We start from the raw sequence: 14428 nt of genomic DNA on the forward strand, positions 1-14428 counted from the left end.
TGGCGTGGGTCTTTGGCGATATGGACGAAATCAGCCAGCCAAGTATATAGAAGAGTCGCGGCGTGGTCTCGGGTCCACATGGCGGTCGGGCACGGTGCGAATGGCGACCCAGCGCCTATGACGCAGGGGGTGAATTCATGCTAGAATCCAATTCTTTAACGGCGCAATGGCCGCTAAAACAGTGGTGACCGTAGCTCAGTTGGTAGAGTCCCGGATTGTGATTCCGGTTGTCGTGGGTTCGAGCCCCATCGGTCACCCCAATATTCATGTGGCTTTCCGGCATTTCAGGAAACCATCAAATGGTGACATGTCCCAAACTTGGTGACATGCACTACCTCAAAGGCGATATTTTTCCTTACTCGCCGCCGGTCGTAAACTCTCCGGGTCGTTGCCGGATTCGAGTGCGTTTCCGGGTCTTTTTTCCCTTCCATTATGTGCGTCATGTCATTGGCCCTTAGGTCAGGAAACGTGAAGCGTTCGCGAGTTTCGCCTTCGCTCAGCCAGTCAGTCATGACCTTCGCCCACATGCACTGGAAGCCAGGCGCGGTGTAAGGCTGTCCACGACGATTGGCAAATACGAACACTGAAATTGGCGTTGGCTTTTTGCCGGCATGCTTGAGGGCCGCGATATCGTGCAGCAAACCCCGCTACCCGCTCCCCCGATCACTGCCGAACATTGTCACTTTCTTTAACCGTAGCTAAACTACCCCCCAATCTCGAGGCCCGCGGCTACTCTCGTAGCGGATGTGCGGTACCTTGATCGCTGTAGCTTATAAAACCAAGACGGAAGGGGCGCAAATGGGTAGGGGGCTCTCGCGGCGCGAGTTCATCAAGTTGGGAACGGTCGGAGGCATCACCCTGATGTTTGCCCGCCTTCCCGCCGCCCAGGCGGTCCAGGTGCATTCAGGGGCACATTCCAAAAACTGGCTGAACACCGACGGATCGCCCCGCTACCGATGGGATGCGCTGCGCAAGGTGACAGGCGAGAAGGTCTTTGCCTACGACTATCGCGCCCGCGACCTGCCGGGCTGGCCCGAACAACAGGCGCACGTCTTCTTCATCAAGGCCACGCAGGCAGATCGACGTTTCGAAGGGGTGGACCTTTCTCTATTGGGAAGCCATCTGCAACCTGATCGCTTGGTGCTGCACGAAGACCTGGAGCGCGATGGCATACACGCGCCTGATCCGCCCGATTTGGGTCCCGACTTCTACGGTCGCCACCTGCTTACGCCAAAAGGAGAAACGCCTTCCATGCTTGGCCACCCCGTGGCCATGCTGGTGTACGAGGATTTCGAACGTTTCCAGGTCGCCCGGAGACGATTGCAGTTCGCACCCGAAGCCGTCCTCTACGGCGAGCAAACAGGCCCCGTGCCGCCGCCACCTTACGGGGCGGCGCGCTATGTGCGCATCGGCGGCGCAACGCCCACCGACCCGCCACTGTACTCGCCCATGCAAGACGCCGTCATCTGGGGGGCCTTCGAAGGCGATAAACCTGCGTGGCCCAAGCCGGACGACGACAACCCATTTATTCCTCACGTGGTGGCGCTCAAGCACAGGGGCGGTGGCGTAACACTTGATTCCGAACAAGTGGCCCGCGAGAGCGGCGATGCCATGCGTCGTGGGATGGATGCCGCACAAGCCATAGAACAACGCCTCGAAGAGGCTCGCGCAGACCCTCGCAAATTCGTGCTGCGGCGGCAAGGCTATTCACAGTCCATCGACCCTTGCGCCATGGAGCCGGACAATGGCAACGCATGGTACGACCCGCATACGCGCACGCTTTGTCTGATCACCGCCACGCAGTCGCCCTACGAGGTGGCCCGGGTGGCGGCCCTGATGGTCAAGGACAACCCGCGTTTCCCGGTAGAGAAAATCGAGTTGCTTACGGGCTCGACGGTGGGCTATGGCTCGAAAGACCACTCCATTTTTCCTTATTACGCCATCGCCGCCTGTTTCTATGGCGCCGGCCGGCCCGTGCGCCTCGCGAATACACGCTACGATCAATTCCAGATGGGCATGAAGCGCCACGCCATCGACATGGACGTGACCATCGCCGTGGACCGCAGCAGCGGTCTTTTCGATGTTTTGAAAGGCGAGTACACCTGCAATGGCGGGGGTCGCGCGAACTTCTCGTTTTCGGTGGCCCAGGTGGCGGCCACCGCGGCCCAGTCCATTTACTACTTCCCGCAATCCGACCTGGCCGGCGTAGCGCTGTCTTCGCCGGCCGTGGAAGCGGGCTCAATGCGCGGCTACGGTGCTTTACAGGCAATGACCATGACAGAAGTCATGGTGGATGAAATCGCCGCCGAACTGGGTTTGGACGCCATCGAGCTGCGCCGACGCAATGCACAACGGCCCGGCTATCCCAACACCCAGGGTGCTGTGCCCGAGGGCGATCCGCGCAACCTCGAAATGCTCGATCGGGCCGCCGCGCATCCGCTTTGGCGCAACCGCGAAACGGACAAAGCCGCCTACGAAGCCGCACACCCGGGGCATCGCTATGGCCTGGGGTTTGCGCAAGCACAGAAAGATTACGGCTCGGGTGCCGATACGGGCGCGCTGGTGCTTGAGTTTGACGCGCAGGGCGTGCTTGCCATGCGCCATTGCACGCAGGAAATCGGCACCGGCGCCACCACGGCACAGCAGATCATGGTCCAGCGCATACTGGGCAAGGTCCCCGACGTTGCCGTTTTTGGCATCACCGCGTTCGAACAGCTTCCTTTGGTAAGCAACGAAATTCCCTTTACCCTGACACAACAGCAGCAAGACGAACTGGCGCGCGATCCCTATTGGGTGCCCAGCCTGTTACCGCCCATGAGCGCATCCAATAGCGCGTACTTCATTGGTTTCAGCACGCGCCAGGCGGCCCGTTTTCTACTCGAAAACACGATATGGCCGGCCGCCCAAGCCATCTGGGGCGGCGGCCCGGCCGGCGGCCAGTTGGCAAGCGGCGATATGCGCATGCAAGACCTGCGCTTAGTGAATGGCGGCATCGGTGGCGGCGGCATGTCGCCCATTCCATTTGAGGATATCGCCCGCAAGGCGCATGAACTTGGATTGATCACCGGCGTGGCGGTGCATTGTTTCAGCCGATGGCAGTGGGCCAGCGCAGAGTTCGACATACCCGGCGCGGGCCTGCGGACACTGCCTGTCGATGCGTTGGCGGTACGCTACGGCGATGGCGCGCCCGACGAATACAAGCGTCTCATGACCACAGGCGGCTACCATTTCATAAAGCGCACCACAGTGCGGTTTCCCTCCACGGACCGCAACAGGGCCGGGGTCACGCAGTATACGGCGGCGGCGTGCCTGGTGGCGGTCGACGTCAACACTCACACCGGCGAAGTGCGCGTATTGAAGCACCATAGCGTGCTGGATACCGGCATGGTCATCGTGCCCGAACTGGTTTCGGGCCAGCAGCAAGGTGGCCTGGCCATGGGCATTGGCCATGCCCTGATGGAAGACCTGCCGCTATACGGCGATGGCCCTGGCAACGGAACCTGGAACTTCAACCGCTACACAGTGCCGCGCGCCTCCGACGTGGCAGTGTGGCGGCAGACCGCCGAGTATCTGCCTCCGCAGTCCGACTCTTCACCCCCCAAGGGCCTGGCCGAAGTGGTGATGATCCCGGTCATCCCGGCTATTTCCAACGCCGTGGCGCACGCCATCGGCGCACGATTTCATCACTTTCCCATTACACCGGGCAAGATCAGAAAGGCGCTGTCATGACTCTTGAAAAGCGGCCGCTAGCCCTGACTATCAACGGCCAGGACATCGGTCCGATCGATGTGCCCGCCGGCATGCCGATGATCCACTTCCTGCACGAATACCTTAACCTCACGGGCACCCACTTCGGTTGCGGGCAAGGGATATGCCATGCCTGTGCCGTCATGGAAAAGCGCCCGGACGGCACGCTGGCTGAAACCCGCACCTGCATCTTCGATGCGCACTACTTCAACGGCAAGTCCATTGTCACCATTGAGGGGCATGCCACGCACGATGCCCAAGGTCGCCTCGAATCGTTGACACCGGTGCAGCAGGCATTCGTCGAGCACTTTGCTTTCCAGTGCGGCTATTGCACCGCCGGTTTCGTGGCGGGCGCCACCGTTTTCATCGATGAGCTCAAACGCGCGCCTATTCGACGCGAGCACTTGGAGGCGGCCATAGAAACGGCGCTGGACGCGCATATCTGCCGCTGCACGGGCTATGTGCGTTACCACGAAGCCGTCCGGCAAGTTGCCCTGGCCACTCCGGGCTGTGTTACCGACTAAGGAGGACGAGTGCCATGACATCGCACCGAATGCGCCGCGCGCTCTGGGCCGTGCTCTTGCTGCTTGCCCTGCTGATGCTGGCTGTGTACCTGGGGTTCTTCCGCAGCTCCAGCGTGGGCGCGGATGTCGAGCAGCCGCTCAGCGTCGACGACATGCGGCAGTTGCTGCCGCGCGGGCGCGAGATGGCCGCCGCGGCCGATTGCTTCGGCTGCCACTCCACCCCGCAAGGGCCGCTGGCGGCCGGCGGCGTCGCCATCGGGACGCCATTCGGCACGCTGCATTCCACCAACATTACGCCGGACCCTGTGCATGGCATCGGCCGCTACACTCGGGCCGATTTCCACCGCGCCCTGCGCGACGGCGTGGCGCGGGGCGGGCGTAACCTGTACCCGGCCATGCCTTATGTATTCCTGCACCGCATCACGCCCGGGGACGCCGACGCGCTGTACGCCTACCTCCAGACCATTCCGCCCCTGGCAGTGCCCAACCAGCCCAACACCGGCGTCTATGTGCTGCCGGTGCGCGGCGCCATGAACTTCTGGAATCTCCTGAACTTTCCCAAGCGAGAAGGCATCGAGGGCCTGGCCGCGCCGCCTGCCGGCGGCCCTGGCGATGATGTCGGCGAACAATCGGCCCTATGGACCCGCGGCGCCTACCTAGTGGAAGGAGCGGGCCACTGCGCGGCCTGCCATACGCCCATGAACTTCATGATGGGCACGAACTTCTCGCGCCATTTCGAGGGCGCCGTCATCGACGGCCTGCAGGCCCCGGACATACGCGCCGCCACCCTGGCCCGGCAAGGCTATACAGTCGACACGCTCACGCGCTTCCTGCGTACCGGCGTGTCGCCGCAAGGTACTTCATTTGGCGGCATGTACACCGTTACCCATGCCTCCACCAGCGAACTGAAAGCGCAGGATGTGCAGGCGATGGCGACCTACCTGCTTACCGGGGCCGACGGCCGGGCGGCAACCGCGGCCGCAGCGCCGATATCGGCCGCAGTCGACGCCCACGCACGCGCGAAGGAGGGCGGCGCCCATACCGACACGCCAACCACGCCTGGCCTGGCCACGGGCCGGCTGCAATATATATCCGCATGCGCAGGCTGCCACGGCATGGCCGGCGAGGGCATCCCCCACCTTGCCCCCGCCATGCAGGGCAACGCCGCCCTGAGCAACAGCGATGCGTTCAACTTCATCAAGGTCGTGCTGGAAGGCATACCCACGCAAGCTTTTGCGGGCAATGAACGCATGTACGCCATGCCCGGATTCGCCGAGCAGCTCAGCGACGAGCAGATCGCGCAATTGTCCAACTGGGCTCGCGGACAATGGGGCGGACAGCCGGCCGACATATCCGCCAAGACGGTAGGCAGGCTGCGGAAAAAATAAGGGCGGATACCTCTCCTATCCATAACGCTTCTGTCCCATTGCTATTGGAAAGCCGTGGTAAATCGGTAACCATCGGTCTTCTTTTGAGAAATCAAGCAATAAGAATCTGCCGGAGCCATGGCCTTCGACAGTTTCCTCAGGGACATCGACATGCAAGCTCCATCTATTTCACGCAGGAATTTCATCAAGCTGGCCGGCGCTTCGGGCATGCTGGCCGGGCTTCCAGCCACCGCGTTCGCCGAGCAGAAAACCTTCTCCGACGGCTTTTTATGGGGCGTGGCCTCGTCGGCTTCGCAGGTGGAAAGCCGCCAGGGCCGGGGCCGCAGCAACTGGGATGACTTCGCCGACCAAAAAGGGCGCATTCTCGATGGCTCGACAAACGCCGTCAATACGGCCTTCGAAACCCACTACGCCGAGGATTTCGCCATGCTGGCCGCCGCCGGTGTGAATGCATTCCGATTCTCCTTCGCATGGCCGCGCATCCAGCCGGACGGGCCCGGCAAACCCAACGAAGCGGGGATGGCGCTGTACGACCGCATCATCGACGAGATGCTGAGTCGAGGCATGAAGCCGGCAGCCACCATGTGCCATTGGGACATGCCCACCTGGGCGGGCGACCTGCGCGACCGCGACATCACCCAGCGTCTGGCCGACTATGCCGACATATTGACACGCCGCTTCGGCGACCGCATTGGACTGTGGCTGGCGCTGAATGAACCGAACACCGTGGCGGCCGCCGGCTATGCCCTGGGCATTCATGCGCCGGGCCTGGCGTCGATGCAAGCAACGGGCGCGGCGGTGCATCACCAGAATCTGGCCCAGGGCCTGATGATAGCGGCGGCCCGCGCCAACCTGCCCAAGGACGCTCGGGTTTCCACCACCATCAACTGTCAATCGGCACGTCCTGCGACCGACTCGCCCGAGGACGCGCAAGCCGCCGAAATGGCCGAAGCTTTCTGGAACGGCGCATGGCTGGACCCCTTGTTCGGCCGCGATTATCCCGAAAAAGTGCGCGCGCTGGTCGAACCATTTGTCAAAGCCGGCGACATGGAGAACATCGCGGCGCGGCCCGACTGCCTCGGAGTCAATTACTACGCGCGCGTCTATGCTCAGGCGGCGGCCGGGTCGCCCCTCGGCTTCATGCCGCTGGTCGATCATTTCCCCAATAAACTCATCCCCACGCAGATGCTGCCGGTCGAGCCCGACGGCCTTACAGAGATACTGCTTCGCATTCACACCGAATACGGCGCCCCTGACATCTACGTCACTGAGACGGGCTTCCCACTGGAAGATCCCCAGCCCGTGGACTGGGTTGTGCAGGACCCCAAGCGCAGCACTTATCTGCGGTCTTATTTACAGGCGGCGCATCAGGCCGTCGATCAGGGCGTCAAGCTGCGCGGCGTTTTCTACTGGGCCGCCACGGACAATTGGGAGTGGGCCATGGGCTTCACCAAAACCTTCGGGCTGATCCAGGTGGATCGCGCCACACAGAAGCGCACACCCAAGGCCAGCCTGGCCTATTACGCGAAATGCATCAAGATGAACGGCGTGGCATGAAGCAGCGCGTCAAGCAAAAATCGTGGTTAGCCGCGCTGGCCTTCAGCGCGGCACTGTCGCTGACGGGCACGCAAGCCCTCGCCTCGGAAAACGGCAGCAGCTTCTATCTGCTGGGGTCCAAGGGCCCGATGGCCGGCGTCGTGCCCGCGCCCGGCTTGTATCTGCAGAACGACGTCTACTACTACACGGCGCGGGCGGACGCATCGCAATCCCTGCCCACCGGCGGCCAGGTGGCCGTCGGCCTCAAAGCACAGGCTCTGATCAATCTGCCGACCCTGGTCTGGTCTACACCGTACAAGTTGCTGGACGGCCGGCTGGCACTGGGGCTGACCCTGCCTTACGGCCATCAGTACATCGATGCCGATCTGGTGCTCGGCCCTTACGCCGGCGACACCACCAGCCGCGTGACGACCCTGGGCGATCCGGTCGTCACCGGCACATTGGGGTGGCAAAACGGATCCTATCACTGGAGCCTTGTCGGCATGGTCAACGTGCCCGCCGGACATTATCGAGGGAACTCCATGTCGAACATCGCCTTTCATCGCTGGGGCGCCGACGTGTCCATGGCCGGGACCTGGTACGACCCCGCCGTAGGCTGGGACATATCCGGCGTGGTCGGCGTGACTTTCAACGGCAACAACCCGAAGACGAATTACCGAACCGGCACAGAGTGGCACCTGGAGGCCGCGGTCTCCCGCGACATCGCCGGCCCTGGCACCACCCTGGGCGCCATCGGCTATTATCATCAGCAGATCAGCGATGACAGCGGAGACGGCGCGGTGCTTGGCGGATTTCGCGGACGCACGGCCGCCCTTGGGCTCACGGCCAGCCATGCATTCAAGTGGGAAAACACACCCATCCAGGCGCGCTTGAAGGTTTTGCGTGAGTTCAATACCCGGAACCGTGTCGAAGGCACCGCCGTCTACCTGACGCTATCGCTGCCCTTTCATGATTGAATCATGCAGCTTAACGCGTCGTTCAACCGTTTGATTCGCTGCCGGAGAAAACATGATGGAAGGTGGTTTCTACATCTCGACCGACATGGTCGAGGAATCGATACGTGACGATTTCTGGCGCGAGACGTCATCCCTGCTGTATGAAATCACGCCCGCGGGCGACGAAGGCATATCGGGATCGGTGCGCTCGCGCCTGTTCGGCAACATGGTGCTGGGCAATACGACGTTCAACCGACAATACTGCAAACGCACGTCCAGCCTAATCACTCAGACGGATCTGGATTTCTACTTGCTGCAACTGATTCTCGCCGGAGAATACCGGGGTGATTTCGCCGGCAAAGATCTGCTCGCCCGGCCCGGCGACATGTTCATCCTGGACCTTGCGCGTCCATTGATCAGCCTGAAGGAAGCCGGCGCCAGGATTACTCTCGTCATCCCTCGCAAAGACATCGGCCAAAACTGGACAACACGTAACCTGCACGGCGTGGTGCTGCGGGGCAATGTACCCACCAACCGGCTGCTGTTCGATTTCATCGTGTCGCTCGATGGGCTGCTCGACGACATGGAGGCCCACGCCATGCCGGGCGTGGGTGAATCGCTGATGATGCTCGTAAAAGCGGCGCTTAGCGGAGCCACCTTGACACACGAGCAATGCATGGCGATCAACCTCTCGATGCGGCAGCGCATCCTCGAATACATCGACCGCCATCTTTCGGACCCCTCACTCGGGCCCGAGTCCATCATGCATCACTTCAGGCTGTCGCACTCGCATCTATACCGCACGTTCCAGTCTGACAAGGGCGTGGCGCGGCTGATCAGGGACAAACGTCTGGATCTGGCGTATCGCATGATCCTGCACAAGGACGGCCAGAGGCTGTCTCTGAAGGAGCTTGCCTATAAATGTGGCTTCTCGAGCCGATCGCAGTTTTCGCGTTTCTTTCACGATAGGTTCGGCGTTGCCCCAAAAGAATTGCGCGGCCTGCAAAAGGCCATGCCGCGCGACACGGGCTCTTCCTCCATCCTGTTTCATCGCTACATCGCTACGCGCATCCCGCCTGCCGACGACTAGCGCATTGTTTAGCCGGTTCGCGCATCCGGATGTATGGACGTCCCAAACAGGATGCAAGCCGGATGATGCTGCCGTCAAAAAGGCTCTTGGGAGAAAAGCGCTCCAGATTAGAGATGAATCCGACCCATGACGCCCTCCACGGGGTCCTGGCAGCCGCTATAACTAGAACAGCAATGCATTTCGTATGCATCTCATGGAGCTCCGGCTTCCTCACCTTCCTACGACGAGCGAATGATGTCTGTACTTCCGATCTCCCGCCGCGCCTTCCTCAAAGGAATGGGCGCTACGACCGCGGCCACGATACTGCCGCGTTTTGCCTGGGCCAAAGAGCCGACCTTTGGCCAAGACTTCTTGTGGGGCGTGGCAACCTCGGCGCCCGAATCGGAAAGCCGCGCCAATCGCGGACGTAGCAATTGGGACGTCTTCATCGACAACATCGGCGGCTCTGCGGACGGCACGAACAACGTGCGCAATACCGAATTCGACTCCCGCTATCTGGACGAATTCAAACTGCTGCAGGCTTCCGGCGTAAAGGCGTTTCGGTTTTCTTTTGCCTGGTCGCGAGTGCAGCCCGAATCCCCGGGCGCTCCCAATATGCGGGGCCTGGATCACTACGATCGCATGATCGACGCCATGCTGGAGCATGGCCTGGAGCCTGTTCCGACCTTGTTCCATTGGGACATCCCGTTATGGGCCGGCGATTTTCTGGATCGCGACATCAGCCGCAGAATGGGGGACTACGCCGAAATCATGGCGCGCCTGGTGGGCGACCGGGCCAAGACCTGGCTGCTGTTCAACGAGCCCGGCATCATTCCCATCTTTGGCTATGGTCAAGGCATTTTCGCTCCGGGCTACCGATCCCGGCGCTACTTGGGGGCGGCCCTCCATCATGTCAACCTTGCACACGGCAGGGCGCTGACGGCCGTCCGGGCAAACACGTCCTCTGGCACACGGGTTTCATCCGCCTTCAACATCATGCCGTTCGAAGCCCCCTCTGGCAGCGCCGAAGACGTGGCAGCCGCACGCTTCATGGATGTTCTATGGAACGAGGCGGTTCCCGCGCCGGCTTATGGTCGCGGGTATCCTTCTTTGGTCCTGCCGCTGGTGGAACCCTACATTCAGAACGGCGATATGGAGGCCATTGCGGTCAAGCCCGATTTCTTCGGCTTGAACTTCTACTCCCGGTCGTTCGTCAAGGCCGACCCTGATTCTCCGGTGGGTATCGCGCTGGTTGAGCCGCCCGCCGAGCTCGAACGAACCGATGAACTGCCCTATGACCCCGACACGTATACCAAGGTGCTGCTAAAAGCTCACAAAGACTACGATGCACCCGACATCATCGCCACGGAGTTCGGCTTTCCCGTGGCCGAAGAAGCTCCCAAGGATGGATGGGTGAACGACCCCTTGCGCATCAAGTACATGCAAGGATATATCCGGGCCGCCCACGACGCCTACCAGCAAGGCGTCAAGCTGAAGGGGATGTTCTATTGGTCTTCGACGGACAATTGGGAATGGGTGCTGGGCCTGCGCAAGCACTTCGGCCTGATACACATCGACCAGCCCTCACTGAAACGCATCCCCAAGCGCAGCCTCGAGTACTATGCCAAGTGCATCCGGCTCAACGGACCGGCTTAAGGGTGGTAATCCATTGACCAAATCTTGACCGAAGTAGGCCAAAATAGGCACTAAAACGCAGCTATATAAAGGGTGGCTACCGCTGCAAGTCATTGATTTAGCTGCGTTTCAGTTTCTGTCTATTTATGGGAAGCAAGATTGTGATTCCGGTTGTCGTGGGTTCGAGCCCCATCGGTCACCCCAAAATTTCCTTCTAGATCAATCTGTTGGATTGATGTCCTCATTTCATAATATAAAAATAGAACGAAATGAGCCGCGTTAGAATTTCCTCACTCTGTGGCTGATGCACGTCGGACAATTCGGCGGTCATAATGCCGATGTGTTGTTTGCGGATTTGCGTGTGCTGCAAAGTCGTAGGCGTCTGCTGCTCGAGCCTCTAATTTTTTGGTGATCGCCGCTGGACGCACGTCATGCAGCGTGAAGCTGCACCGTGACGGCGGCGTAGTTCCTGCCGTCTAGAACGGCCCGCCACCGCATCCGCTTCGATTGATAGCCAGCACGCCGACTTTGCGCGCCTTTCCCTGACTTGCTTACCAGCTTTGCAGCGTGTCCTTCCACGCCGCCGCCTATGTGATAGTCCTGGCCTTTCTCTTCGCCAGGGCGGAAGTGATGAATTACAGTTTCGGCTTCTCTGTCGCCCCTGGGGCCCGTCAGCCAGGCGGGGACGATTCCACGTTTCAGTGCCTCATGGGCTGCTTCCATCAAGAATCCACCCGCTTGCAGCTTCGCCTTACGGTTACTCTCGTCCATGTTCGGAACCAGGGGCACATCCCTGGCTAGGCGGATACTTGATGGCCCTACCAGCGCTCAAGCGGGCATATCCTCTGCCTGCTTCCTGCTGCCAACAATAAACCGAGCGAATGTGTAACAATGGCAAGCTTTACCAAACTAGAGAGATTTCCATGGGCAACAAAATCGTTACTGAAGCCGACCGCAAGCGCACTCCGCGTCCCGTCGCCCCCAAGGGCGTGACCCTTACCACACAAGGCCGCGGCCAACGTGTGAGCAAGGAGCGTGGCGCGCATACCAACCACAAGAAAAATCCCGGAAAGCGCCACCGCTAGAGTTAATCTCTGGGGTCAGTTCGCCACCAGCATCCTTCTGCCGCCTTGCTTGCTGATAGCCAGCGCATGCCGAGGCAGGGGCGCTGGTGGCCGTGGGGTTATGGCTGGCCGGGCCGGGTTCGAGTGCGTTTCCTCAATCCAGTTAGCAGGGCCAATTAGCACTTATACCAGTATATTTTGCCATCTTGTACGGGTATTCGGAGCCCTGTATCGTGGGTTCTTTCAGCCACTGGATAAGGAAAAGGCCATGCAAACCGACCATAGCGAAACTGTTCAAGCACAGTTCGATTCTCAGGCGCAGGCCTATTTGCAGAGTGCCGTGCACGCTGGGGGCCCCGATCTGTTGCGCGCCGGCGAGTTGATCAGCCAGTCGATTCCCGCGGCGTCGGGCCGATTCCTGGATGTGGGCTGCGGGGCAGGGCACTTGAGTTTTGCCGTGGCGGGAGCGCTGGCCAGTGTGGTCGCGGTAGATCCGTCACCCAATATGCTGGCCACGGTCCAGCGTGCTGCGAACGAAAAAGGGCTGGCTAATATCCAGACCGTTCAGGCTGGCGCGGAATCCATGCCGTTCGACGGTGGCTGCTTCTGCGTGGTCGCATCGCGCTATAGCGCCCACCACTGGTTCGACCTGCCGGAGGCACTCAAGGAAATGCGCCGCGTGGTCAAGCCCGGCGGCTATTTGCTCATGATAGACATCGAGGGTGATGAAAACCCCTTGGTGGATACGCATCTGCAGGCAATAGAGGTATTGCGCGACCGCTCCCACGTTCGGGATCGTTCGCCGTCGGAATGGGGGCGGCTTATCATGGACGCCGGGTTTTCGGCGATCCAGCACCAGAATTGGATAACGCGTCTTGCATTCCAACCATGGGTAACGAGGATGCGCACCAGTCCTGAGCGCATAGCGATGATCCGCACGGTCCAACAGGAAGCGCCGGCAGAGGTGAGGCAGGCGTTGGCTATCGAGGGGGACGGCTCTTTTTCGATGAAGACGGGGCTGTGGTGGGCGAGGGCGCCTCGGTAGCCAGCGGTTGGCGTGATTTCTTTATTTCCTCCATCAGGAAATCCAGATGTAGCCGACCCCTAAGCTCTACAACGAGTATGTGTTTGGAAATCAGCCGGTGCTGGGAAAGATCGACGTCGACCGCCTGAAAGAGGTACAGCGGTTCTACGTTGAAAACGGCGTTGTTCCCAAGGCTTCGCCACTTGATGAACTGTATACCAATCAGTTCATCGAGAATTAGGATTCCCGCTCCATTAATACAAGCCAGTCATTTCGCGCACCATGGCCGTTATGGCTGCAAACGGATTCAGAATTTACGCTGAAAATTCTAATGACGTATCCGTATGCCCATGAGCACATTGGAAAAAATAACATTTCAAGGCCGGATTGTGATTCCGGTTGTCGTGGGTTCGAGCCCCATCGGTCACCCCAAGAATTCGTTGCAGCACAAAGACTTACGCCACTCTAGCGAGTGGCGTTTCTTTTTTCTGGATCTGGATTACGCTCGCGGCCCGGTCGTGGGCGAGCTGCTTGCCTGGGTCTCTTGTGCGGGCGCTACCTGTTCAAGCCGAAACCGACTCGAGTCCTCGTGGCAGTCGATCGCAAAGCTCAAGTTCGAAATGATGGTATTCCACGTTAAAGTGCCAAGGAACGGGTGCCATTCATTTGGAGCAACGAAGCGCAGTTTGCTGCCAACCCGCCAGACCGCCGCTACCGGGGCAACCAAGCCAGCCTTGACGGTGGATTTCCGTAAATCATCCAAAGCCTTCTTGCGCTGCCACGCAGGTCGTTCTTCGAAACTGCAGTCGAGGGGCACGACAATGATTTCCTGGCATTGGTGATTGAATATCGCCAATCTGGTTTTATACATACCGGCCTCCTTCTGCGAGGCGCCATAGCGGGTTATTTAAAGCTACTCCGGTATTTCTGCATAATCAATCAACGCTATCCCCTAGGCCATGTGCCCAATATGCCCTTGCGCTCGGCATCAAGTGATGGCTGGGCTGATACCTGCATGGCGTCATGTCGCATAGGCGGAAAGACTTTATTTGGTAACAGTGCTGGCTTTATTATGTTTTAGCACCCATAGTGGCCATGGGGATATTTTTCCCTTCTAAAATCTAGGACTTACATTGAAAACAGAAATCGGTATCGTGAAGTGGTTCAATAATGAAAAGGGCTTCGGCTTTATCATGCCCGAGTCGGGTGGCAAGGACCTCTTCGCTCACTACAGCGAAATTCAAGGCTCCGGCCATAAAAGCCTCGAAGAAAATCAGCGAGTTTCGTTTGTAGCAACGCAAGGCCAAAAAGGCCCTCAAGCGTCAAATATTCAAATTATTTAGTTGCTCCGCCCGCCTGAGCCGGCGGGCCGATAGCGGCAACGTAAGGCCGAACCCTTTGAAGCATTGGGTTCGGCCTTTTGCTTTTGCGCAGCTTTGCCAGCGCGCTCTTGCCAGAATTGCGATGCATGTGCTTAGATAGCGC

At 59.8% G+C, this 14428-nt stretch carries 14 protein-coding genes and 1 tRNA gene; 12 read left to right on the forward strand and 3 right to left on the reverse strand.

Annotated elements, in window-relative coordinates:
* The first annotated feature begins 184 nt into the window (after positions 1–184).
* A tRNA-His gene (locus tag C7440_RS12480) sits at positions 185–260 on the forward strand.
* A 24-nt stretch (positions 261–284) separates the two neighbouring features.
* On the opposite strand, the gene C7440_RS19750 is transcribed toward C7440_RS12480, so the two are convergent.
* On the reverse strand, positions 285–641 hold the full coding sequence (locus C7440_RS19750) for a site-specific integrase (protein WP_133244291.1): 357 nt from the start codon (positions 639–641) through the stop codon (positions 285–287).
* Positions 642–798: 157 nt separating this feature from the next.
* Between C7440_RS19750 and C7440_RS12485 the strand changes: the two genes are divergently transcribed.
* The 7 genes from C7440_RS12485 (at position 799) to C7440_RS12515 (ending at position 10876) form a co-directional block, all read left to right on the forward strand.
* The gene (locus C7440_RS12485) at positions 799–3729 is read left to right on the forward strand and encodes a xanthine dehydrogenase family protein molybdopterin-binding subunit (RefSeq protein ID WP_116518783.1); all 2931 of its coding nucleotides are present in this window, start codon (positions 799–801) and stop codon (positions 3727–3729) included.
* Entirely contained in the window at positions 3726–4271 is a 546-nt protein-coding gene (locus C7440_RS12490) for a (2Fe-2S)-binding protein (protein ID WP_116518784.1), read from the forward strand. Before C7440_RS12485 ends, C7440_RS12490 begins: the two co-directional genes overlap by 4 nt.
* Before the next feature lie 14 nt (positions 4272–4285).
* Complete coding sequence (locus C7440_RS12495) at positions 4286–5659, forward strand: cytochrome c (protein ID WP_116518785.1); 1374 nt, start codon at positions 4286–4288, stop codon at positions 5657–5659.
* 150 nt (positions 5660–5809) lie between these two features.
* Positions 5810–7216 (forward strand): glycoside hydrolase family 1 protein, encoded by a 1407-nt coding sequence (locus tag C7440_RS12500; protein ID WP_116518885.1) that lies wholly within the window; start codon positions 5810–5812, stop codon positions 7214–7216.
* On the forward strand, positions 7189–8172 hold the full coding sequence (locus C7440_RS12505; protein ID WP_116518786.1) for a SphA family protein: 984 nt from the start codon (positions 7189–7191) through the stop codon (positions 8170–8172). Before C7440_RS12500 ends, C7440_RS12505 begins: the two co-directional genes overlap by 28 nt.
* Before the next feature lie 52 nt (positions 8173–8224).
* Positions 8225–9241, forward strand: coding sequence for a helix-turn-helix domain-containing protein (locus C7440_RS12510; protein WP_116518787.1), 1017 nt, complete (start codon positions 8225–8227; stop codon positions 9239–9241).
* Between the two features lie 231 nt (positions 9242–9472).
* A complete protein-coding gene (locus C7440_RS12515; RefSeq protein ID WP_243410902.1) occupies positions 9473–10876 on the forward strand; it encodes a family 1 glycosylhydrolase in 1404 nt (467 codons plus the stop codon).
* Positions 10877–11284: 408 nt separating this feature from the next.
* Here the strand turns inward: C7440_RS12515 and C7440_RS12520 are convergent, their stop codons facing one another.
* Positions 11285–11626 carry a hypothetical protein gene (locus C7440_RS12520; RefSeq protein ID WP_116518788.1) on the reverse strand — a complete coding sequence of 114 codons (342 nt, stop codon included), beginning with the start codon at positions 11624–11626 and terminating at the stop codon, positions 11285–11287.
* Positions 11627–11778: 152 nt separating this feature from the next.
* Here C7440_RS12520 and C7440_RS19890 point away from each other — a divergent pair, with 152 nt between their 5' ends.
* The 3 genes from C7440_RS19890 (at position 11779) to C7440_RS20195 (ending at position 13184) form a co-directional block, all read left to right on the forward strand.
* Complete coding sequence (locus C7440_RS19890) at positions 11779–11940, forward strand: hypothetical protein (protein WP_165832577.1); 162 nt, start codon at positions 11779–11781, stop codon at positions 11938–11940.
* A gap of 247 nt (positions 11941–12187) precedes the next feature.
* Complete coding sequence (locus tag C7440_RS12525) at positions 12188–12964, forward strand: class I SAM-dependent methyltransferase (protein WP_017522701.1); 777 nt, start codon at positions 12188–12190, stop codon at positions 12962–12964.
* A gap of 97 nt (positions 12965–13061) precedes the next feature.
* Positions 13062–13184, forward strand: coding sequence for a hypothetical protein (locus tag C7440_RS20195; RefSeq protein ID WP_017522702.1), 123 nt, complete (start codon positions 13062–13064; stop codon positions 13182–13184).
* A 258-nt stretch (positions 13185–13442) separates the two neighbouring features.
* On the opposite strand, the gene C7440_RS12530 is transcribed toward C7440_RS20195, so the two are convergent.
* Positions 13443–13814 carry a hypothetical protein gene (locus tag C7440_RS12530; protein WP_116518789.1) on the reverse strand — a complete coding sequence of 124 codons (372 nt, stop codon included), beginning with the start codon at positions 13812–13814 and terminating at the stop codon, positions 13443–13445.
* Between the two features lie 262 nt (positions 13815–14076).
* On the opposite strand from C7440_RS12530, the gene C7440_RS12535 reads away from it, so the two are divergent.
* A complete protein-coding gene (locus tag C7440_RS12535) occupies positions 14077–14286 on the forward strand; it encodes a cold-shock protein (protein ID WP_017522704.1) in 210 nt (69 codons plus the stop codon).
* The last annotated feature ends 142 nt before the right edge of the window (positions 14287–14428 follow it).

Source organism: Pusillimonas noertemannii, assembly GCF_003096595.1.
GTDB lineage: Bacteria > Pseudomonadota > Gammaproteobacteria > Burkholderiales > Burkholderiaceae_B > Pusillimonas > Pusillimonas noertemannii.